The 20,850-nt window shown below is 68.3% G+C and carries 18 protein-coding genes and 1 pseudogene; 9 read left to right on the top strand and 10 right to left on the bottom strand.

The genetic code is table 11. The features are described 5' to 3' along the window. Positions 1 to 201: 201 nt before the first annotated feature. From ACHBTE_RS15985 to alr, 3 genes are read right to left on the bottom strand one after another with little or no spacing between them, the layout of a single operon-like run. Positions 202 to 1,302 (bottom strand): acyltransferase family protein, encoded by a 1,101-nt coding sequence (locus ACHBTE_RS15985; RefSeq protein ID WP_394724508.1) that lies wholly within the window; start codon positions 1,300 to 1,302, stop codon positions 202 to 204. Then, the gene (locus ACHBTE_RS15980; protein WP_394724507.1) at positions 1,299 to 2,303 is read right to left on the bottom strand and encodes a D-alanine--D-alanine ligase; all 1,005 of its coding nucleotides are present in this window, start codon (positions 2,301 to 2,303) and stop codon (positions 1,299 to 1,301) included. The genes ACHBTE_RS15985 and ACHBTE_RS15980 overlap by 4 nt, the downstream gene beginning before the upstream one ends. Further along, positions 2,300 to 3,478, bottom strand: coding sequence for an alanine racemase (gene alr / locus ACHBTE_RS15975; protein ID WP_394724506.1), 1,179 nt, complete (start codon positions 3,476 to 3,478; stop codon positions 2,300 to 2,302). Before alr ends, ACHBTE_RS15980 begins: the two co-directional genes overlap by 4 nt. A gap of 323 nt (positions 3,479 to 3,801) precedes the next feature. Between alr and murF the strand changes: the two genes are divergently transcribed. From murF to ACHBTE_RS15950, 5 genes and pseudogenes are all read left to right on the top strand, one after another. Continuing rightward, positions 3,802 to 5,169 (top strand): UDP-N-acetylmuramoyl-tripeptide--D-alanyl-D-alanine ligase, encoded by a 1,368-nt coding sequence (gene murF / locus ACHBTE_RS15970; protein WP_394724559.1) that lies wholly within the window; start codon positions 3,802 to 3,804, stop codon positions 5,167 to 5,169. Positions 5,170 to 5,258: 89 nt separating this feature from the next. Further along, positions 5,259 to 6,032, top strand: a complete 774-nt coding sequence (locus tag ACHBTE_RS15965; RefSeq protein ID WP_394724505.1) for a response regulator — start codon at positions 5,259 to 5,261, stop codon at positions 6,030 to 6,032. 447 nt (positions 6,033 to 6,479) lie between these two features. After that, positions 6,480 to 7,130: a M15 family metallopeptidase gene (locus ACHBTE_RS15960; RefSeq protein WP_394724503.1), complete on the top strand. Its 651-nt coding sequence runs from the start codon at positions 6,480 to 6,482 to the stop codon at positions 7,128 to 7,130. A 316-nt stretch (positions 7,131 to 7,446) separates the two neighbouring features. Next, complete coding sequence (locus tag ACHBTE_RS15955) at positions 7,447 to 8,733, top strand: sensor histidine kinase (RefSeq protein WP_394724501.1); 1,287 nt, start codon at positions 7,447 to 7,449, stop codon at positions 8,731 to 8,733. Between the two features lie 228 nt (positions 8,734 to 8,961). Further along, positions 8,962 to 9,268, top strand: a pseudogene (locus tag ACHBTE_RS15950) (transposase); the annotation flags it as partial. A 6-nt stretch (positions 9,269 to 9,274) separates the two neighbouring features. Here the strand turns inward: ACHBTE_RS15950 and ACHBTE_RS15945 are convergent. Next, the gene (locus tag ACHBTE_RS15945) at positions 9,275 to 9,703 is read right to left on the bottom strand and encodes a VOC family protein (protein WP_394724499.1); all 429 of its coding nucleotides are present in this window, start codon (positions 9,701 to 9,703) and stop codon (positions 9,275 to 9,277) included. Between the two features lie 173 nt (positions 9,704 to 9,876). Here ACHBTE_RS15945 and ACHBTE_RS15940 point away from each other — a divergent pair, with 173 nt between their 5' ends. Continuing rightward, positions 9,877 to 10,473 carry a BlaI/MecI/CopY family transcriptional regulator gene (locus tag ACHBTE_RS15940; protein WP_394724497.1) on the top strand — a complete coding sequence of 199 codons (597 nt, stop codon included), beginning with the start codon at positions 9,877 to 9,879 and terminating at the stop codon, positions 10,471 to 10,473. Positions 10,474 to 10,620: 147 nt separating this feature from the next. Here ACHBTE_RS15940 and ACHBTE_RS15935 read toward each other — a convergent pair whose 3' ends face one another. Beyond that, entirely contained in the window at positions 10,621 to 11,202 is a 582-nt protein-coding gene (locus tag ACHBTE_RS15935) for a hypothetical protein (RefSeq protein WP_394724495.1), read from the bottom strand. 845 nt (positions 11,203 to 12,047) lie between these two features. On the opposite strand from ACHBTE_RS15935, the gene ACHBTE_RS15930 reads away from it, so the two are divergent. Continuing rightward, on the top strand, positions 12,048 to 12,614 hold the full coding sequence (locus ACHBTE_RS15930; protein ID WP_394724493.1) for a TetR/AcrR family transcriptional regulator: 567 nt from the start codon (positions 12,048 to 12,050) through the stop codon (positions 12,612 to 12,614). Positions 12,615 to 12,691: 77 nt separating this feature from the next. Here ACHBTE_RS15930 and ACHBTE_RS15925 read toward each other — a convergent pair whose 3' ends face one another. Then, positions 12,692 to 13,087 (bottom strand): DUF6463 family protein, encoded by a 396-nt coding sequence (locus ACHBTE_RS15925; RefSeq protein WP_394724492.1) that lies wholly within the window; start codon positions 13,085 to 13,087, stop codon positions 12,692 to 12,694. After that, positions 13,084 to 13,530 carry a DUF3995 domain-containing protein gene (locus tag ACHBTE_RS15920; RefSeq protein ID WP_394724491.1) on the bottom strand — a complete coding sequence of 149 codons (447 nt, stop codon included), beginning with the start codon at positions 13,528 to 13,530 and terminating at the stop codon, positions 13,084 to 13,086. Before ACHBTE_RS15920 ends, ACHBTE_RS15925 begins: the two co-directional genes overlap by 4 nt. A gap of 64 nt (positions 13,531 to 13,594) precedes the next feature. Between ACHBTE_RS15920 and ACHBTE_RS15915 the strand changes: the two genes are divergently transcribed. Further along, positions 13,595 to 14,179, top strand: a complete 585-nt coding sequence (locus ACHBTE_RS15915) for a TetR/AcrR family transcriptional regulator (RefSeq protein WP_394724489.1) — start codon at positions 13,595 to 13,597, stop codon at positions 14,177 to 14,179. A gap of 400 nt (positions 14,180 to 14,579) precedes the next feature. Here ACHBTE_RS15915 and ACHBTE_RS15910 read toward each other — a convergent pair whose 3' ends face one another. The 3 genes from ACHBTE_RS15910 to ACHBTE_RS15900 all read right to left on the bottom strand — a co-directional run bounded on the left by ACHBTE_RS15910 (position 14,580) and on the right by ACHBTE_RS15900 (position 18,399). Next, positions 14,580 to 15,014: an ATP-binding protein gene (locus ACHBTE_RS15910; protein ID WP_394724487.1), complete on the bottom strand. Its 435-nt coding sequence runs from the start codon at positions 15,012 to 15,014 to the stop codon at positions 14,580 to 14,582. Between the two features lie 160 nt (positions 15,015 to 15,174). Continuing rightward, positions 15,175 to 17,448, bottom strand: coding sequence for a LuxR C-terminal-related transcriptional regulator (locus ACHBTE_RS15905; RefSeq protein ID WP_394724486.1), 2,274 nt, complete (start codon positions 17,446 to 17,448; stop codon positions 15,175 to 15,177). Between the two features lie 141 nt (positions 17,449 to 17,589). Beyond that, positions 17,590 to 18,399: a VOC family protein gene (locus ACHBTE_RS15900; RefSeq protein WP_394724484.1), complete on the bottom strand. Its 810-nt coding sequence runs from the start codon at positions 18,397 to 18,399 to the stop codon at positions 17,590 to 17,592. A gap of 145 nt (positions 18,400 to 18,544) precedes the next feature. Between ACHBTE_RS15900 and ACHBTE_RS15895 the strand changes: the two genes are divergently transcribed. Next, complete coding sequence (locus ACHBTE_RS15895) at positions 18,545 to 20,848, top strand: ATP-binding protein (protein ID WP_394724482.1); 2,304 nt, start codon at positions 18,545 to 18,547, stop codon at positions 20,846 to 20,848. The last annotated feature ends 2 nt before the right edge of the window (positions 20,849 to 20,850 follow it).

The raw sequence follows: 20,850 nt of genomic DNA, 5'->3' as shown, positions 1-20,850 counted from the left end.
CGTTGTCAGCGCTCGCAGGACTCCAGCCGCTTGCAGGACACCAGACGCTCACCGGGGGCGGCGGCCGACGAAGTTCGTTTCCTCGATGTGGCGCTCGAGGTCTTTCTGAGTGGACGCGCGTCTCGTAGAGCGTCCGCCACAGGAGGTGCTCGTATGGATGAGCACCCGACCGGCGGCTCGTTCGACAGGTCCAGCAACCAATCAACTCTCCCGGCATCGGCCTTGGTTGACGCTCGGTGCGGCGTGCCGGGCACCTGAGAGTGCACCGGAGCGGGACCACCGGAGGGCGATCGGGCGTTCGACGAGGAACCAGCTGAGTGTGGCGCACACAAGGGTGAGGGCGGCGGCGAGGGCGGGTCCGGCGGCGGGGTGCCAGGGGCGCAGCCAGAGGGTCAGGGGGTAGTTCCACAGGTAGGCGGCGTAGGAGATGGTGCCGAGGCGGGCGAGTGTCACGAGTGTCCGACCGGCAGGGCTGGTGTCCTTCGTGTAGCGGTCGAGGACGACGAGGGTCAGCGCGGCAAGGGCCAGGCCGCCCCAGGGGTAGGTGATCGGGTGGGCCCGCCACGGCACGAACCCGGCCGCGACGAGCAGCAGGACGGCGATGGGCGCAGCGGCAGTGGTCATCGCGGCCAGGGGTGTGTCGGCGTGCAAGCGGGTCGGGGCGGGCCTTCCGTGCCGGCTTCGGCGGTGGTGGGTCGCGATCGCGTGAGCGGCGCCGATCAGCATGGTGGCACTCCACGAAGTCGGCCAGGGGTAGGCCAGGTCGAAGTTGTGGCCGAGGTGAAGGGTGATCCCGACGGCGGCGAGGCTGAGTGCGGCGATGCCGGCGGTGACGAGACGGCCGGCGCCGTGGCGCTGCCATGCATACGCGAGCAGAGGTGGCCACAGCAGGTAGAACTGCTGTTCCACGGCCAGGGTCCACAGGTGGAAGATGGCGTTGCTGCCATGAAGGATGGGCAGGTCGGCCGTATAGGTGAGGGCGATCGCCAGGGCGCGTGGGAGAGCGCTGCGTTCGTGCAGCGGGTCGAGGAAGTAGGTGACGGCGGCGAACACGGTGACGAAAGCCAAGAAGGCGGGAAGGAGCCGGACGGCTCGCCTGCGGTAGAAGCTGCGAAGCCGTATCCGGCCGGTGGCGTCGAGTTCACGCAGCAGCAAGGCGGTGATCAGGTGGCCGCTGAGAGTGAAGAAGACCACGACACCGACGACACCGGATCCCGGGGCGAGGTCGGGCGCGCCGTGATGGACCATGACGAGGAGGACGGCCAGGCCGCGCAGGGCGTCCAGTCGGAGCAGACGACTCATCTGTTCCTCCGTACGGCGCCGTCGACGAGTTCGGCCAGCAGGTCGGGGTAGGTCAGGCCGATGGCGGCGAACATCTTGGGGACCTGCGATTCGGCCGTCATGCCGGGCATGGTGTTGACCTCGTTGAGGACAAGCCGGCCGTCGTCGGTGAGGAAGAAGTCGAAGCGGGCGACACCGTCGCAGCCGAGGGTCTGAAAGAGGGCGAGCGCAGCCTGGTTGAGCGTCTTCGTCTCGGTCGCGGTGAGGGGGGCGGGGAGTCGGAAGTCGGCGGTTCCGTCGTATTTCCCTCGTGTGTCGAAGAGCGCACCGGGTGCAGTGGCGATCTCCAGAGGGGGCCCGGTCAACAAGGTGCCGTCCGAACGGCGAAGTACGGCCACGTCCAACTCGCGGCCCGTGATGAACTCCTCGACCAGGACACGATCGTCCACCTGCAGGGCGGCGGCCACGGCGGGTGCGTACTCGGCTTCGGCGGTGACTTTGCGGACTCCGTGGCTGGAGCCGGCGGCGATCGGCTTGACCACCAGCGGCAGCGGCAGCGGCAGCGGCGCTGCGGTCTCGGGGAGTTGGGTGAGGGTGACCGAGCGGGCGCCGGCGATGCCGAGGTCGGCCGCGACGAGCTTGGTGGCGTGCTTGTCCATGGCCAGGGCCCCCGCGCGGATGCCGGATCCGACATAGGGCAGGCCGGCGAGTTCGCACCAGCCGGCCAGCGCGCCGTCCTCGCCGCGGGGGCCGTGAACGGCGGGGAAGACGACCTGGCAGGTGGTCATCAGGCGCATGGCTCCGGTCGGGCCTCCGGGGAGGGGCCGCCCCTGCGGGCCGTGCCAGGTGCCGTCGAGGCCGATCGTCAGTGGCACGGCCGTGTATCGGTCGTTGGGCAGAGCCGCGCATATGGAGGCCGCCGTGGCCAGGCCGACCTCGTGTTCGCAGTTCTGTCCACCGCCGACGACGGCGACTCGGATCGGCTCTGTGGAGGCCGGGCGGAGCTGGGAGGAGGTGGTCACGCGAAACTCTCCTGGAGGTGGGGTACGGGGGAAGTGGGCTGCTCATGGGTGACGGTGCAGGGCCGGTGGCGGCGGGCGACGCGGTGGCCGGAGCCGATGGTGGTGAGCAGTTCGTGGGGCAGGGTGCCTGCCCAGCGGGCCCAGTCGGCGGGCGTGGGTTCCCCGCTCGTGCCGGGTCCGAGCACCGTTGCCACGTCGCCTGCCTGCACGGGGTGTTGACCGGCGTCCACGACGATCTGGTCCATTGAGATCCGCCCGACCACCGGCCGGCGCCGGCCGTTGAGGAGGACCTCGGCGCGGCCGGAGGCGGCGCGGGGCAGGCCGTCGCCGTAGCCGAGGGGGAGGAGGGCCAGCCGGGTGCAGCGGTCGGTGGTCCAGGTGTGTCCGTAGCCGACCGGGGTACCGGCCGGCACGTCCCGGACGCAGACCACGGGCGCGGTCAGCGTCATGGCCCACTGGAGACCGGCCCGGCCGGTCGAGTCGATGCCGTACAGACCGGCTCCGACCCGAACCATGTCGTGGTGGGCGGCCGGATCGTTCAGGACGGCGGCTGTGGCGGCCAGATGCCGGAGGCGGGGCCTGAGGCCGTGACTCCGGGCGGATCGGACGGCCTCGTCGAAGCGGTCCCGGCCGCCGGCGTTGTGGCGGTCGTCGGGGGTGTCGGCACAGCCGAGGTGCCCCATCACACCGATGACGCGGATCCGGCCGGTGCGCTCCAGGGCAGCGGCGTGCCCGCACAGGCGCGGCCAGTCGGCGTGGGCGGCCCCGTCGCGGGCCATCCCGACGTCGGCATGCAGGTGGATCAGGGCGGCGCGGCCGGCGTTGTGTGCCGCGGCGGCCACGGCCTGCAAGTGGTCGAAGCTGGGCACCGCGAGTTCGATCCCGGTGTCGACGGCGGGCGTGAGTTCGGCCTGCGGGGCGTTGAGCCAGCTCAGCACAGGCGCGGTGAGTCCGGCGCCGCGCAGGGCGAGGGCCTCGTCGGCGGTTGCCACCCCGAGCCGAGTCGCGCCGTGAGCCAGAGCGGTACGGGCCACAGGGACGGCCCCGTGGCCGAAGCCGTCGGCCTTGACAACAGCCATGAGCGCGGCCTCGGTGCGGGCGGCGAGCCGACCGGTGTTGGCCGCCACGACGCCGAGGTCGACGGTGACGAGGGGACGAACACGTTCTTCGGTCATGCCGGAAGCCTGGGTTCCCGACCCTGCCGGTGCATTGCCGCGACCGCTCGGGCACAGCACGACATGCCTGCTGCCGGGATGCGAGACGGAGGGGCGGCTGATGCGTGGCTGAGGCCCACTCGCGATGTGCTCCCGCCAGGATCGACAGGCCGACGAGCCCCTGAGTGAAGAAAGGCCCACAGGCACCTGAGTGAGGAAGGCCCGTAGGCACCTGAGTGAGGAAGGCCCACAGGCACCTGAGTGAGGAAGGCCGACAGGCGCTTGAGTGAGGGCGGTCCCAACCCACCGGACTGCCCGCGTGCGAGGGGGTGGCCGTGATCGATATGTCGTTGTCCGACATTGCGTCCGCCGTCGGCGGTCAGGTTGTCGACGCCCGGCACAAGGCGGTCACCGTGACCGGTCCGGTGGTGATCGACTCACGGCAGGCCCGCCCCGGCTCGCTGTTCGTGGCCCTGCCCGGAACCAGGAGCGACGGTCACGAGCATGCGGCCGACGCCCTCGCCGCCGAAGCCGCCGCCGTGCTGGCGGAACGGCCCGTCCCCGGCCCTGCCGTCGTGGTCCCGGACACCCGCGCGGCGCTCGCCGCCCTCGCGGGCAGCCACCGCCGCCGGCTCACCGAATGCGCCGTCGTCGGGATCACGGGCTCGGCCGGCAAGACCACCACGAAGGACCTCCTCGCCCAGATCCTGGCGCGGCGGTCACCGACGGTCGCAAACAGGCTGTCGTACAACAACGAGATCGGGCTACCTCTGACCGTCCTCGAGGCGAGCACCGCCACCCGATACCTGGTGGTGGAGATGGGCGCGAGGGCGAGAGGTGAGATCGCCCACCTCGCCGCCCTCGCCCGTCCCAGAGTCGGCGTCATCACCAATACCGGCACCGCCCACCTCGGCCCGTTCGGCGGCCGTATCGGCATCCGCCGGGCCAAGGCCGAGCTCCTGGCCGCCCTGGCGGCCGACGGGGCGGCCGTCCTCAACGCCGACGACCCCGCGACCGCCGACATGCTGCGCGCCACCCGCGCCGGCACCGTACTCACCTTCGGTACCCGCCACGCCGACCTGCTCGTCACGGACGTCGAACTCGACGACCTGGCCCGCCCCGCTTTCCGACTCACCATCGGCGGTCACAGTGAACCTGTGTGCCTGTCCCTGACCGGCGCCCATCAGGTCGCCAACGCCGCCGCGGCGGCAGCAGCCGCCATCGCTCTCGGCCTTCCCTTGCCGGAGATCGCCCACGGCCTTACCGCCGCTCGCCGGCTCACCCCCAGCCGTATGCAGATCACGCGCCTGCCCGGCGGCGGACTCGTCCTCAACGACGCTTTCAACGCCAATCCCGATGCCATGGAGGCAGCCCTGGCCACCCTCGCCGCGATCGCGGATGGCAGCCGGCGGGCGATCGCCGTCCTCGGCGAGATGCGCGAGCTCGGCGCCGAGTCGCCGGCACTGCATCAACGCCTTGGCCGGACCGCCGCCGAGGCCGGGACAGGGTTGGTCATCGCCGTGGGCGGCGCTGACGCCGCCCGTATCGCTGCGGGTGCACGCCGCGCCGGGGGCAAAGCCGTCCACGTTCCCACCGTGGACGCCGTCCTCGCTGTGCTCGGCGAGCCCGGACCGCTCGACGTCATCCTCGTCAAAGGCTCCCGCGCCACCGGCGTCGAACAGATCGCCCGCGCCCTCAGCACCGACACCTGACCCTGGATGCGGGGGAGCACCCACCCTCCGTGCCACACTTCAATCGACAGGACGAGCATGCAGCGCATCGCGCCAGACGCCCCCATGGCATGGCTCCGCCATACACCACGATCAAGGACTTCACGCCCGTGTCCTCCGCCCCGCCCCCCTCCGTCCCGGCCTCCGTGCGTGTGCTGCTGGTCGAGGACGACGAGCTGATCCGGCACTCCTTCGCCACGAGCCTCGCGCGCTACGGCTACACGGTCACCGCCGCCGCCGACGGCCTCGAAGGACTCGAACTCTTCCGCGCCGCCGAGGCCGACACCCCTTTCGACCTTCTGCTTCTCGATGTGATGCTGCCCGGTCTCGACGGAATCGGGTTGTGCCGGCGGGTACGCGAGAGCAGCCTCGTGTCGATCATCATGATGTCCGCGCGTGGCGACGGCCTCGACGTCGTCGCCGGGCTGGAGGCGGGCGCCGACGACTACATCGTCAAGCCCGTGGAGACCGGTGTCCTCGTCGCCCGGATCCGGTCCGTGCTCCGCCGCGCCGACTGGAAAGCCACCTCCGGCCTCCACACCGCCCAACCCGCCGCCAACGAACTCCTGATCTTCGGCGACCTCACCGTCGACACCGTCGGGATGGTGGTCACGCTGGGCGGCCGACCTGTCGCTCTGACCCCCACCGAGCTCAAGCTGATGCTGGAGTTCGCTGCCCATCCCGAAATCGTCCTCGCCCGGCACACCCTGCTGCGCAATGTCTGGGACCACGGCTGGGAGGCCGACACCCGCCTCGTCGACCTCGCCGTTCAACGCCTCCGCAAGAAGATCGGCCCCGACCGTATCGAGACAGTCCGCGGGTTCGGATACAAGCTACGGCGATGACCACCCCGCACACCTCGCGATCCGGGCCCGGCGGATGAGCTGCTCCGGGCAGTTGTCCGTCACAAGCCGTCCCCGTGTCGGGCCGAGGTGAGTACCCACAGGGCCACCCCGGGCGCGAACTGCCGCATCAGGCCCCCGAATATGCTTTGACCTGTACGTCGGCGTGCCAGTGCCTCTGTCGACCTGCGCTGATCACGGTGTGTCGGCGCCGACCGTCCTCCCACCCTGACGGATGGCGAACTCCAGGCCGAGCGGCCGGTCGCCGCCGCATGGCATCAGCCCTGTATCAGCCCGCGTGTCGTCACCTGCTCGTTTTGCGCGCCGACCGAAGCATGAGTGCGTCGGCGCCGCCGCATTGCACGCCCAAAGTGGTGACGAACAGCCCGGGAGGCGCGGCCCTCACAACGCGGTCGGCCACCGGTTCGTACATCTGTAAGGAGACGACCCATGTCCGCCCTCGCCCACCCCGGTTTCGTCGCCCTGTCCGATTTCGACCCCGCCATACGCCAGGACCTGCGGTACGCGACCAGCGAGAACTTCGTCGGCATGCCGCTGGACGGCTACCAGGACGGCGTCTGTCTGCTGACCCTGCCCGCCGCCCGGGCGCTGAGCCGGGCCCACCGCCTGCTGGCTCGCAACGGATACGGGCTCACCGTGCTGGATGCCTACCGGCCGCAGCGGGCGGTCGACCACATGCGCCGCTGGGCCGCAGACCTCGATGACCAGAAGACCAAGGCCGACCACTACCCCCGTGTGGCCAAGCAGGAACTGTTCGGCCCTGACTACATCCACTGCCGCTCCGGGCACAGCCGCGGCAGCACCGTGGATGTGGTTCTCACTGCTTCGGACGCCACCCCGCTGGATCTGGGCACGCCGTTCGACTTCTTCGACCCGCTCTCCCATACCGACAGCCCACAAGTCACGTCCGAGGCACGCTCTCGCCGACGCGTGCTGAACCACGCCATGACGTGGGCAGGCTTTCGAAACCTGCCCACCGAATGGTGGCATTTCACCCTCGCCGACGAGCCGTTCCCGCACGTTTACTTCGACTTTCCTGCCAGCCGCACCAGTACCGAACAGCTCTCGACTGCGGCCTGAGCCGCCCGTTCGTAGGTGTCGCACGCCGCCCGCGGACTCGACACTCCCAGAGCGGCGATAGGTGTCGGACGCTGCGACGGCCATGCCAGTCACTGGTGCAGGCCGCTCGCGTTGACCCGGAACCGAAGGCCGAACCGCACCGTCACCATCCAGAACTGAATCGGCCAGAGACGCCTGCCAGGCAATCGCACGCACTAGGGTTGGGGGGCGACTCCCTCGTCGAATCGCCTGTCCCGTGCGCACGCAAGAAGACCGGCCAAGATTCCGTCAAAGACCAGTCCGCGGCTTCGGCTACGAACCCATCCGGTGAGGTCCCATGCCTCGCAAGCCACACATACCCCGCCGCCTGCACCTGTCCAGCGTCTCGCTGCGCTGGAAGATCGCAGCGCTCGCAGCGCTCGCGGCCTTCGCCGTCGCACTGACCGTCGGCATCCTGGTGCACACCCGCTCCTACGCCCGGGTCAAGGACATACGCAGGGAGGAAGCATTCCTCGTCATCGAGGACTGTGCCCGACCGGCCAAGATCCACGCGGAGGTGTGCAGCCGCGCGACCACGATCGACCCGCCCGACATGCCGCCTCAGCTGCGTCGCGCTGCACTCGCGACGTCCGGGACCGTGACCGCATACGACGGCCGCGACTCCGAGGGTCTTGGCCCCTGGATGTGGGCGGCTCAGTCCGTCGACGGAAAGATAGTCACTCATCAAGTGGTGATGAACCCGGACTACCGCGCCCTGGTCTCGCTTGACAAGTACATGGCGGCTGCTTCACTCGTCGCTCTGGCCGGCGTCGTCCCCTTGTGCGCGTTGGCCGCCGGCATCCTCTCCCGTCGCCTGCGCAAAGTCTCGACCACCGCCGCCCGGCTCTCGGCAGGTGAACTGGACGCACGCAACGGGCCCGTCCGAGGCCGTGACGAAGTCTTCACCATCGCCACCACCGTCGACGCCATGGCGGACCACCTCGTCCGCCGCCTGGAGACCGAGCGGCAGTTCACCGCCGACGTCGCCCACGAACTACGAACCCCTGTCGCCGGCCTCCTCGCTGCCACGGACCTACTGGCCCCCGGAGACACCGAAAACCTCATCCGGAATCGCATCCGCGACCTGCGGGACCTGATCGAGGACCTTCTGGAGATCTCCCGCCTCGACGCCGGCAATGAGAACGTCGAGCACCACCGCGTCCCGGTTCACATGGTCGTCGCCGACGCCGTCGCCCGCACCGGCTTGGACACCACGGTGACCCATACCAACGACACCTGGACCGAAACTGACCCACGACGCCTGGAGCGCGTCGTCACCAACCTGATCGTCAACGCCCATCGCCACGGCCGCCGCCCTGTCGAGGTCCACACCGACTCCACGACGATCACCATCCGCGACCACGGCCCCGGCTACCCCGACGACTTGCTCCGCGAGGGACCACGGCGCTTCAGGACCGGCGCACGCGACCGCGGCTCGGGCCACGGCCTGGGCCTGACCATCGCACAGGCACAGGCCCGGGTCCTCGGAGCCCAACTCACCTTCACCAACGCCTACGCCGGCGGAGCCCAAGCCACCCTCCGCCTCCCCGGCCAAACCTCGTTGCCGAACTCCGAACACGAGTAACAGGAGCCGGTGTGCCCGCCACGGGATGGGAGCCGGCATCGATCGGCTCATGCTGACCGCTGCCTCACGGTCGTGGTGGACTTCAATATCTGCACCGGCGGGCTGGTCTTGCCCCATGATCGAAGGTCCCTGGTGAGGACCAGTTGAAACCGTTGAAGGCTGCCCGAGAGATTCGAGCAGCCTTCACTGCAGGCTGTTCGGCGTCGGCGTCATGCACACCATTCGGCAGTAGCCGGAGTCGTCGGCCGGCCACGACACCGTCCCGACATGCTCTTCGCCGACCGCGGCTACGACCACGACAAGTACCGCCGGCTCCTGTGGCAGCGCCGCAACCGGCCGGTGATCGCCGAGGCGTGGACAGCCGCACGGCACCGGTCTGGGCACTTTCCGGTGGGTCGTCGAGCGGACGATCTCCTGGCTCCACGGCTTCCGCCGCCTGCGCATCCGCTGGGAACGACGCGACGACATCCACGAAGCCTTCCTCAGCCTCGCCGTCTGCCTGATCACCCACCGCCACGTCCAGAGGCTTTGCTAGGGCCAGTTAGTCGATGCAGAACTCGTTGCCCTCGATGTCCAGCATCGGGATGCAAGAATCGTTGCCGTCGTACAACGTTCGCACGTGTACGGCGCCGAGTGGGATCAGTCGCGCGCACTCGGCCTCAAGCGCGGCGAGGCGCTCTTCCCCCACGAGTCCCGTCCCCACCCGCACATCAAGATGCACGCGGTTCTTGGCGGCCTTCCCCTCGGGGACACGCTGGAAGTACAGTCGCGGACCCACCCCCGAGGGATCGACGCACGCGAACCATGAATCCCGCTGCTCAGGTGGTTGGGAGCGCTTGAAGTCGTCCCAGTCGGCAAAGCCCTCCGGCGGGGGCGATACCACGTACCCCAGCACCTCGCACCAGAAACGAGCGAGGCGCTCAGGTTCCGCGCAGTCGAACGTGACTTGGAACTTCCTGATCACTGACATCGGCGCACCATACCAAGGGGGCTCTGCCTCGCTGAGCGCGCCCGGGCATGGGCCGTACAACAGCTTCGTATCGGACCATGAGTTGACCCGGGACGAGACCGACTTCGAACGTCCGTAAGGCGCAGGCGCCGAGAGTGACGGCGCACGGAGCAATGGAGTTATGCACAAGCGTTGTGAGTACCATCCAGTATCGCTTTGCCTCATCACTCTCCATGGAAAGGGCCACGGTGACTGACAATCAGGACAACCAGGCCAGCTTGAAGCCTGTGTACGCCGCACGGCTGGCCGAGGACTTGGAGCGCAACGTACAAGCGCAGGAGCGCCTCGCGAGAGACCTGGCCGCCCTGCAGAAGCAGTTGGAGACACTCCGTGGTGACCACGCACTCCTGGTCAGCATGCAGCAGGCGCTCGGTGGCGCCGACTCCGGCACCGAGCCTGCCGCGACCCACTCCGCGGAGCCTGCTGTCCCATCTCAGAAGAGTGCAGCAACCCAATCTCCTGAGCGTGGTCAGGAGACAGGAGCTACGACGCTGCGTGAACTCGTGGTCAGCCATCTCAGCCTTGAGACGAAGCCGATCTCCGCACTCGACGTGACCGAAGCGCTGACCAAGGCCCATCCCGACCGCAACGTCAAGATCACCGTGGTGCGGAGCACCCTGGAGGCCATGGTGGCCAAGGGGACGGTGCGCCGTACCAAGGAGGGCCGGGCCGTGTTCTATTCCGTACAGACTTCGAGGCCGGCCCGCAGGAAACAGCCTGCCTCTGCATGACCGGGAGCAAGGCCCGAGGCCCGACAGCGGGGCCGGCGCCGGGCCTTGCGTATCGTCCCTGTGCGAGTGGACGCGTGCGTACCGCCTGTCTGCATCAACCACTCCGGTGACCGCGTCGCACAACACTCATGCCCCGACGGCAGCGGGCTACTTCTTCCCGGCCGAGTAGAAGACGGAATTGCCCTGCTTGCTGCGACGTACCAGTCCCTTGGCCACCATGGCCTCCAGGGTGCTGCGGACAACGGTGACCTTGACAGTGCGCTCGGGATGCGCCGTCGCCAGCGCGCCGGTGACTTCCAGTGCCGACAACGGCTCGCCGTTGTGGCTGAGATGATCTACTACGAGGTCACGCAGTGTGGGAGATGAGCTGTCCCGGGTGGTCATTGCCGCTCGGGCACGGGGCGTCGTCTTCTTGACGGCCGACTTTTTCGCCCCGCCTGTCTTGCTCTTGCTGCTCGGCCCGGTGCTCGCCGGGGCCTGGCGCGGGAGTGATGCCCTGGTATCACCCGTGGGCGCCGACTGCCCCTGTGTCGCGTCGGTGTGACCGAGAGCCCGCTGCATCCTGACCAGTAGCGCGTGGTCCTGCCGTAGCGCCTCCAACTGCTCATGGATGGCGGCCATCTCACCGGCCAGACGCTCTTGTTCGGCGGTGTTGCGCTCCAGATCCTCAGCCACCCGGGCGGCATAGCGCGGCTTGAGGTTGGTTGACTGGTCCGGGTTCTCAGTCACTGTGGCCTTCTCTCCTGGGTTCGGTGCGGCGATGCGCTACCGGATGGTAGGCACAACCATTGCGGATAGCTCCTACGCGTGCCCGAACTTCCGTCGTGACATGCTGCCGTGGAGCCGGCAGTGTCGCGGGGACGGACCGAAGGGGAGCCCGCTCGATGTTCCATGAAACGTGCACGGCACGGAAGCGGTCGGTGCGACCCCGCTGAAGCGGCAGGAGAGTTGATCACCGTCTTCAACGGCGGTCAGTCGTGAGCACCGGACGGATGGCCCGGCAGGGTGCGGGGCGGGATGGAGTCGAGCCAGGTCACGGGATCGGCAGGGTACTGAACCGCGTCCGGGTCCGCAGGTCCTCCTCGATGGCGCGAGCGGCATCCAGGAGCGCCGGCAGGAACTGCTCAGTGGTCTGCTCCAGAGGAGTGCCGCTGGAGTGCTATGCCAGTTGATTGCCGCGATGACGGTGAGCACTCCGGCGCGGCGCGGCGTGCCAGGCCAGGATCGTGCACCGAGCGTTGCGGATCTCCGGCGGGTCCGGCGGGAGCCTCGGAAGCCGTAGTTCATCGGCATGGGGCGGGGTCGCCGGACAACCGGTGACTCCGCCCAGGGTGCGGTCACACCGTCACACCACGCAGTACATGCGCGGCGATGCGACGGTCTGGCATTACCGGGGGCTATGGGGCGGATCCGGCGGCCTTCCGAGGCGACGTATGCGACGGACTGCCTCGGACGTGCTCATCGCTTGGCCGAACATGGCAGGAGCGACTGCTCTCGCCCTTCCTCGGGGTACCCTGCCCCTTCCTCGGGGTACCCTGCGAGAACGATAGTTCTCACGCAAGGGTGGCTGGCTCATGCTGGACGACGACCCGATCCGGACCCGGATCCTCGACGCTGCAGAGGAGCTCTTCTACGGCCAGGGCATCCAGGCCGTGGGCATGGACGCGGTGCGCACGGAAGCCAAGGTCACGCTCCGGCGGCTCTACCAGGTGTTCCCCTCCAAAGGCGCGCTCGTCGAGGAGTACCTGCGGCGGCGGGACATCCGTTGGCGCAGTCTGCTGGCCGAGTACGTCGATGCCACCGCGGCAACCCCGCGAGAGCGCGTCCTGGCCGTCTTCGACTGGCTCCACTCCTGGTTCGAGGAGCCCGACTTCCGCGGTTGCGCCTTCATCAACTCATTCGGCGAGCTGGGCGCCACGTCACCAGAAGTCGCCGAGGCGGCACGGCACCACAAGGAGCAGTTCCAGCGCTACGTGACCGGTCTTGTCCAGCAGACGGGCGCTCCGTCCCGCACGGCCGACTATGTTGTCCTGCTTGCTGAAGGAGCCATGACCAAGGCGGCCGTTCAAGGCACTCCTGCGCCTGCAACACAGGCAAGGGCTGCCGCCGCTGCTCTGTTGGAAGCCGCCCGGACTGCCTGACGCCGGTTGAAGTGGACGCGCCTGGTCGGCTTTGCGGCCCGCTCCTGCCCTGGCCGGTGTGCAGTGCAGCGTCCCCCTTACCGTGCGCAGGCGCTCGGCGTGTCAGTCGCCTCCGAGGGCCTCCGGCTCCTGTGGGACGCGTGCAGGGCCAGCACACCGAGCAGGATCAGCCCGGGCGCGCCGGACACGGGATGGAGAATCTGCAGCGGTATGCCGATGGCGAGCAGGTACCAGCCCAGTTGTGCCGGGAGCCGTCCGGTGTCGCGGACGATGCGTCGGCTCAGGGTACCGAGGGCGAGAAGGCCGAATCCGGCGAGGAAGAACCACAACTCGTACTCGCGCGACGGGTCGCCCGGCGCGGTGTTCCAGAACCCCTCGCGGGCCATGTCGTCGAACGTGCTCGAGAGGAGCACGAAGACCGCGAAGTGCAGCGCTGTAAGGCCTATCACCAGCCGGGGTATCCACCTGATCACCGCTCACACCCCGCGGTGGAGGCGGCCACGTACGCCGTCAGACCGCCCAGCGCCAGGCAGAGCGGCGAGTAGAGGGCGAGGTCCCATCGGGCGTAGCTGGTGGACCCCCCGGCCAGCCCGGAGTCGACGAGGCCGGCCACGCCCCGCAGCCCCAGCACGCCGGAGAGGGTCCACAGTGCGATGCGCCTCGCTCGACGGGGCCCGGCCTTCGGGATCAGGCGCGCCTCGGCTGCGGTCAGACACGCCGCGGCGCCGAGCGCGGCAGCCACAGTGGCCGTCAGCTGTGGTGAGGGCAGATCGGCTTCCGCCACCCCGACCACGGTCAGGGCGAACTCGGTCCGGTCCTCCAGTGGCCACGGGGAGAACGTCCAGATCCCGTGCAGCGCCGCGACCGCACCCAGCCCGAGGGCGGCCGTTCCTCCTGCGATTTTCGTCAGTGTCAAGATCTCCCCCTGCGCCCTCGTCCGTACACCCCTGTATGGAGTGACCATACAGTACTGTACGGAGATGGCAAGAAAGCAACTCGCTCCCCAGGACTGGTCGATGGCGGCGCTGCGCGCAATGGCGCGCGGTGGGGTGGCGGCGGTCTCGGTCAATGCGCTGGCCGGCGAATTGAAGGCGACCCGCGGCAGCTTCTACTGGCATTTCAAGGACCGCGACGCGCTGCTGACCGCCGCACTCGAACTGTGGGAGCAACAGCACACCGCAGCCCTCATCTCCGAGCTGAGCGGCATCGCGGACAGCCGGCAGCGGCTGCGTGCGCTCTTCGCCACCGCGCTGGGGCAGGAGGAGATCGCAGGTCTGGAACCCGCGATCGTCGCCCACGCCCATCACCCCTCCGTCGCGCCCGTCCTGCGCCGCGTCACCGATCAGCGGATCGCCTACCTCACGGAGCTCTACACGGACCTGGGCCTGGAGCCGGCCACCGCACGACAGCAGGCGGTCGTCGCGTACGCGGCCTACTTGGGCTGGGTGGAACTGCGCCGCACCGCCTGCGACATCGTGCCCGAGGTGGCCGCCACCGGCACGACGGCGACCGCCGCACTGGAACACCTCCTCGCCGAACTGGACCGCCCCGGGGAACGCGGTTAGTGCCGGTCGGGCGCGTACGGCGAGAGGCGCCGGGGGTGCAGCCGTAGACGGCAGGGGCAGCCGCAGTGGGTGGGCACCGGTCCCCTGACCGGCGGGACCCTTCGAGTCCCTACTCGCATGTCAGCGAGGGCCTTCCTCTTCGGTGCGGATGTTGTCGTCCGCACCGAGCTGGAAGGCCCTCGCTGTGTTTGAACCACTCACCATCTGCCGCTCGCGTCAGGCGAAACCGGCGGCGCTTCGGGCTTCGGTCGTGCTGCTGTGGTGTCGTGTAGTGCGAGGCATGAGAGTGCTCCTTTCTATGAGTGAATTCCATGGGGCCGGACGGAGATCGTCGAAAGCCGGGGGGCCGCGCCCTTTGCCTTTGAAGCGCTCCGGCCGTGACGTACGCACAGTCATTTGCTCAGCTCCTGGGTACGCGCAGCGTGAACCAGACCTTTTTCCCGCCCCGCACCGATTCGGCGCCCCATTTGTCCGCCAGCGCCTGGAGCAGGAGCATGCCCCGGCCGTTCTCGTCTTCGTCCGCTGCCTGCCGCATGCGTGGGAGACGTACGCTCGTGTCGCCCACCTCGACAACGAGGGTGCCGCCCCTGTGGGACACCGTCATTCGTACCGCGGGTGTGCCGCTGTGCAGGCCGCCCCGGGCGTGTGCGACCGCGTTGGTCAGTACCTCGGAGGCGAGGAGCGCCGCTGTCTGCGCAACTGTCTCCAGGCCCCAGCAGTGCAGGGTCGCCTCGAGGCGGTGCCGCAGGGCATGGACCGAGGCGGGGTCGGCATTCGGAGCGGTGATCTGCAGCCGCGTGCACTCCTTGCGGCGACTGCGAGTAGCGACGTTCATGATCAACACCTGCGACTGTTCGGACGTGGTGAAGCGGTACATCCGAATGTCCGGGACGAGCGGACCACGACACATCCGTAGGTCTACGTATCCGGCTACGTAGACGAGTGCTCAGGCGCCCCTACATCCGCCATCACTACTCGCTTCGCGGAAGCGCTCATCAGGGTGCGAGTCGTTGCGTGACGAACCATGCGGCGAGCTGGGAGCGGGACACGAACCCGAGCTTGATCAGGCTGTTCTGCACATGGGTCTCGGCCGTGCGCGGTGAGATGACGAGCCTCTCGGCGATCTCCTTGTTGGACAGGCCTTCGGCGACCAAGCCGGCGATCTCGCGTTCTCGCGGAGTCAACGGCGTGCTGGCGTTGTCCGATGGGCGGGGGCTCGTGCTCGGCTTCGTCCCCGGACTCAGCACGTACTCGATCGCTTGGAGCAGGGGGAGCTCGTACCCGCGTCGGAATGCGGCATCGAAGGCGTCTTTCCCGAGGGCCGCACGGGCCAGGTCCGCATACCAGCGATGCAGGTTCGCGCTGGGAACCTGGAAGTCCAGCGAGGAGCCGATGTCCTCCCAGATCGATGCCGCGGCTCCGAAAAGCGTCGCGGCCCGGAGATGGTCTCCCTTCCTTTCGCTCAGCCAAGCCGTCGTCTCGACTACGAAAGCCATGCCGAGCTTGAGGTCCATCCTCTGGAAGAGGCGTAGCGCCTCTCGCGCTGCGTCTTCGGCGCTCTCGAGTTGGTCGTCGAGCGTGTGGAGGACGGACGCGCCCCACAGGGCGTACGCGCGCCAGCGCACCTCACCGCAGGCGGTACTGAGGGCGATGCTTTCGTCGACCAGGGCCATGCCGCGTTCGCTGTCCCCGCTGGAGCCGATGGCGAGGCCGAGCAGGTACAGCGCAAAGATCTCGCCACGGAGATGGTGTCCGTCCCGGAATCCGGTCAGAGCGCCGCCGAAGAGCAGTGTGGCAGTCTCCAGGTCTCCGCACATCATGGTCACGATGCCGCGTGTGAGGGTGAGGTAGGAGCTTTCGACCGTGCAACCCAGTCGGTCGGCCAGCTCCGTCGCCTCGGCCGTTTGGCCGAACGCCGCCTCGAAGTCGCCTTGCAGCAGCGCGTACCAGGCGTTGAGCCGCAGGCCCGTCACCCGCTCGGGCGTCGCCTCGGACGCGGCGGCGAGTGCCTGGTCGAGCCAGTGCCGCGCCTCCGTCTGGAAGGCCAGGTCCCAGTAGTCGTCGAGGTGGTTGGCGATGCGCAGGCCGTGAATCGCCTCTCCGGGCCGGGTGAGCGAGTAGGTGAGCGCGGTCCGCACATTGGCGTGCTCGCGGCGGAGCTTGTGGAACCACTCCACTTGTCCGGGTCCCATCATTCCCTGCTCGAAGCGTTCCGCCACTCCCATGAACCAGTCGCGATGGCGGCGCAGCACCGCACTCTCGTCGCCCGCCTCTACGAGCCGTTCCCGCCCGTAGGCACGCACTGTTTCCAGCATTCGATAGCGGATGTCTCCCTCGTGCTCTTCCCGGATCAGCAGGGATTTGTCGATGAGCGAGCGGACCGCTTCGAGGCTCGGCAGGAGCGTCTCCCCGCCGCCGACGTAGTCGATCGCCTCCAGGTCGAAGCTGCCCGAGAACACCGACGCACGCGCCCATGCCTTTCGGTCGGCCTCCGAGCACAGGTCGTAGCTCCAGTCCATCATCGCGCGCAGTGTGCGTTGGCGGCTGGGTGCGCCTCGTGGGCCGCCCGTGAGCAGCTTGAATCGCTCCGACAAGCGTTCCTCGATCTGCTCCAGCGACAGGACGCGCAACCAGGCGGCAGCCAGTTCGATCGCCAGGGGGATGCCTTCGAGGCCGTGGCACAGGTTCGCGAGCGGCCGGCAGTTCCGCTCGTCGATACGGAAGCCGGGAACGACCGCGTTCGCGCGATCGACGAACAGTTGCACGGAGTCGTAGGCTGCGAGCGTGGCGGGGGAGGGCTTCCAGTTCTTATCGGGGGCCGCCAGAGGCGGGACGTGCATGATCGTCTCGCCGCTCACGTTCAGCGACTGCCGGCTCGTCGCGAGGATTCGGACGCCCGGGCACTCCTTGGCGAGGACGGTCACGAACTTCGCACTGTCGTCGATCAGGTGCTCACAGTTGTCGACGGCCAGCAGGACCTCTCGCGGACCGAGGTATTCGACGAGGGTGTCGATCGCCTTGCGAGAGGGCTGGTCGGACAGCCCGAGACTGCTCGCCGCCGTATAGGCCAACAGCGAGGGATCCTGTAGCTCTTCGAGCCCGATGAACCGCACGCCGTCACGGAACATGTGCCGTACCGTGCCCGCCAGGTGTACCGCGAGCCGCGTCTTGCCGACGCCGCCGGCACCGGTGAAGGTCAGGACACGGGTCCCGGACAGAAGACGTTTCGCGTCGGCGAGCTGACGCCGGCGGCCGACGAAGCTCGTCACGTCAGCAGGCAGGTGGCCGGCGCCGCTGGGGATGTCAGGCGTAGCAACAGTCATGGCGATGCCCGTCGAAGGTGCCCGATCTTCATCTTAGTGACGCGCGGCGGCCGGTGGTCTCGGCGACCCGTATCTCATGACCTGCGGTCAGCGTGCGCTGCTCATCTGGCGGCCGACGCTGAGCGAGGTGGTGCTGATGAGTGCGAACGCGGCGCCTTGGCCGTCGGCGACCTTGAGCGTGCGTCCGAGGGGGCCGTCGTGTGCCACGAAGTGGATGCGGCCCCCGAGCCTGTCCCGGATCGTTCTCTCCGCCGCATCGCAGCTCTCGACCGAGAAGTAGACGAGGAACTGGGTCGGCAGCCCGGCAGGAGCGTCGGCGGGCATCTGAAGGCGGCCGATCGACGCCCCGTCCTCGGAGCCTCGCGCGTACCAGGCCTCGTAGTCGAAGCTGCCGGTGGGCCCGATCGTCGGCTGAGCGTCGTAACCGAAGACCCCCTTGTAGAAGGAGTCGACGACGGAGCTGTCCCGTGTGTGCAGCTCGGACCATGTGAAGGAGCTGGGCGCGTCCCGCTTGCCGAATCCCGGCAGCTCCCCGCCCTCCCAGAGGCCGAAGGCCACTCCGCAGGGGTCGCGCACCACCGCCAGCTTCCCGAGCTCACCCAGCGCGGTCGGCTGGACGGTCACCCGGCCGCCGGCCGCGCGTACCCGCTCCGCCGCGGCGCCGACATCAGGAACCGCCAGATACACCGTCCACACGGCCGACGGCCTGCCGCTCGTCTCGGGCACGATGGCCGCAACCGGCTGCCCGTCGCTGAGCGCGAGCGTGTAGTGCCCGGTTTCCGGACCGGTGTCTTCGAACGTCCAGTCCAGCAGTTCGCCGTAGAAGTGCTTTCCGGCCTCCGCGTCGGGGAGACCCACATCGACCCAGCAAGGGGAACCGTCGGGGAAGAACGCCATTGCTTTCCGCCTCCGGAGCGTTGTGGGACGGCGGGCCGCGTCCACGACCCTCGGGGCTAGAATGCAACGGAGAGAAGCATTTCGCCCATCTGTTTCCGGTACAGCCGATATGCCTACCGCCCTCAGCGCTCGTGGAAGCGTCAGCGTGCTGCCCGCTGACGTCACGACTTTCGTCGGACGGAAACCGCAGCTGACCGATGCACGCCGACTTCTCTCGCAAAGCCGCGTGCTCACCCTCACCGGCGCGGGCGGCGTCGGAAAAACCCGCCTCGCCGTTCATCTGGCGGACGGAATGCGGCGCACGTTCCGCGATGGAGTGCGGTACATCGAACTGGCCGAGTTGGAGGATCCGTCCCTGCTCGCGTACACGGCGGCGAACAGGCTGGGGCTGTCGGACCAGGCGTCACGCGCGGCGATCGACGCGATCATCGAACACCTCCAGGCGCGGGAGCTTCTGCTGGTCCTGGACAACTGTGAGCATCTGGTCGACGACTGTGCGGTCTTCGTGGGCACGTTGGTCCGTTCGTGTCCGGGCCTGCGAACGCTTGCGACGAGCCGGCAATCCCTTGGTGTGTACGGCGAGACGATCTTGCATGTCCCCCCGCTGCCCATGCCCGATCCGGACCATGGATACGCTCCTGAGGACCTCGCTCGTTACGACGCCGTCCGGCTGTTCGTCGACCGTGCGACAGCGGCCCTGCCGGGCTTCCGCCTGGACAGCAGCAACAGCCGCGTGATCGCACGCCTCTGCCACGGCCTCGACGGCATTCCGCTGGCCATCGAGCTGGCGGCAGCCTGGCTGCGTGTCCTCTCCCTCGAACAGATCGAGGAACGGCTGACGGAACGCTTCCACCTGCTCACGGGCGGTCCCACGAGCGCCCCCGAACGGCAACAGACGCTACGCGCGCTGATGGACTGGAGTTACGGCCTGTGCTCGCCGTCCGACCAGATCGTCTGGGCGCGAGCGTCGGTCTTCTCCGGCGGCTTCGACCTGGCCGCGATCACCTACGTGGCCGACGACGCCGTGCCGCCCGAAGACATGCCCTATGTCATCCGCTCGCTCATCGACAAATCCATCGTGATCCGGGAACAGCACGAGAGCGACATTCGCTACCGCATGCTGGAAACAGTGCGACAGTACGGCCGTGAACGGCTTGATGCCGCCGGGGAGCACCGCGCCGTCGGCATACGGCATCGCGACTGGTACGCCGGGCTGACAGAGCGGTTCGAGGTGGGAATGCTCGGGCCGGAACAAGTGTCGTGGTTCCACCGGATGCGGCGGGAACACTCCAATGTCCGGGTCGCGCTGAATTTCTGCAACACGCAGCCCGGTGAAGCCGTCACCGGGATGCGAATGGCGTCCCACCTGGACAACTACTGGAGCTTCGCCTTCCACTCCGAGGCACGCCACTGGTTCGAACAGGCGCTCGCCGCAACGTCCGACATCACGCCCGAGCGGGTCACGGTACTGAGGCTGAATTCCTGGTATGCCCTGCTTCAGGGCGACTACGAGGCCGGAATCGGCCCCATGTTCGATGCGGCAGATCTCGCCGAGAAGCTCGGCCTGGCGATCGAGAACGCGTACTTCAAGCTCAACCAAGCAATGATGGCCCTCTTCTGCGGGGATCTGGAAACCGCGGCGCTGATCGGCGACGACTGTCTCTCACGGTTCCGGAACGAGGAAGACATCCGCGGTGAGATCTTCTCGCTCTACCAGCTCGGCCTTGCCGTGGGTGCCGGCGGAGAAAGCGTTCGAGGCCTGGCGATACTCGATGAGTGTCACGCCCTGTGCGCTCGCATCGGTGATGTGTTCTGGCGGGCCTTCGCCCTGTGGGGCATTTGCCTTGTCACCGCACTCGACGGTGATCTCCCTCGCGCCGAGGCAACTGGTCGGGAAGCGCTCTCACTGTTCCGTAAAGTAGGAAACAAGTTTGGAATGTGCCTTGTCGTCGAGGTTCTGGCCTTGGTGGCGGAAAAGCAAGGACGCCATGTCCGGGCAGCTGTCATATTCGGAGCTGCTTCCTCCCTGTGGCGGGATATCGGTTCCTCTGTCGACTTCTCCGTCGCACTGACCAATCTGAACCATTGGTATGGGGGCCTGACCCGATCGGCTCTCGGCGACCAGCGATTCGACGCTGCTTTCGCAAAGGGAAGCGCCTTCTCCACAGGGAAGGCGATCGATTACGCCAACGGAGCCGGGACCCCTGCGAGGCCGGGCCGCGAGGAGGCCGACGCCTGCACGCCGCTGACGCCTCGGCAACGTGAGATCGCCAAGCTGGTCGCGGACGGTCTGTCGAACAAGGAGATCGCCGCGAGGCTCTGCATATCGCCCCGCACCGCCGAAGCCCACGTGCAGAACATGCTGATCAATCTCGGGTTCACCAGACGGGCGCAGGTCGCCGCGTGGATCGCCGCACGCACATCCGCCGCGTCCGGCGTCGATGGCTGACT

The sequence above is a fragment of the Streptomyces sp. M41 genome (genome assembly GCF_043673425.1).
Classification (GTDB): Bacteria; Actinomycetota; Actinomycetes; order Streptomycetales; family Streptomycetaceae; genus Streptomyces.
The sequence above is the reverse complement of the archived record's forward strand: the minus strand, read 5'-3'. Positions and strand labels throughout refer to the sequence as shown.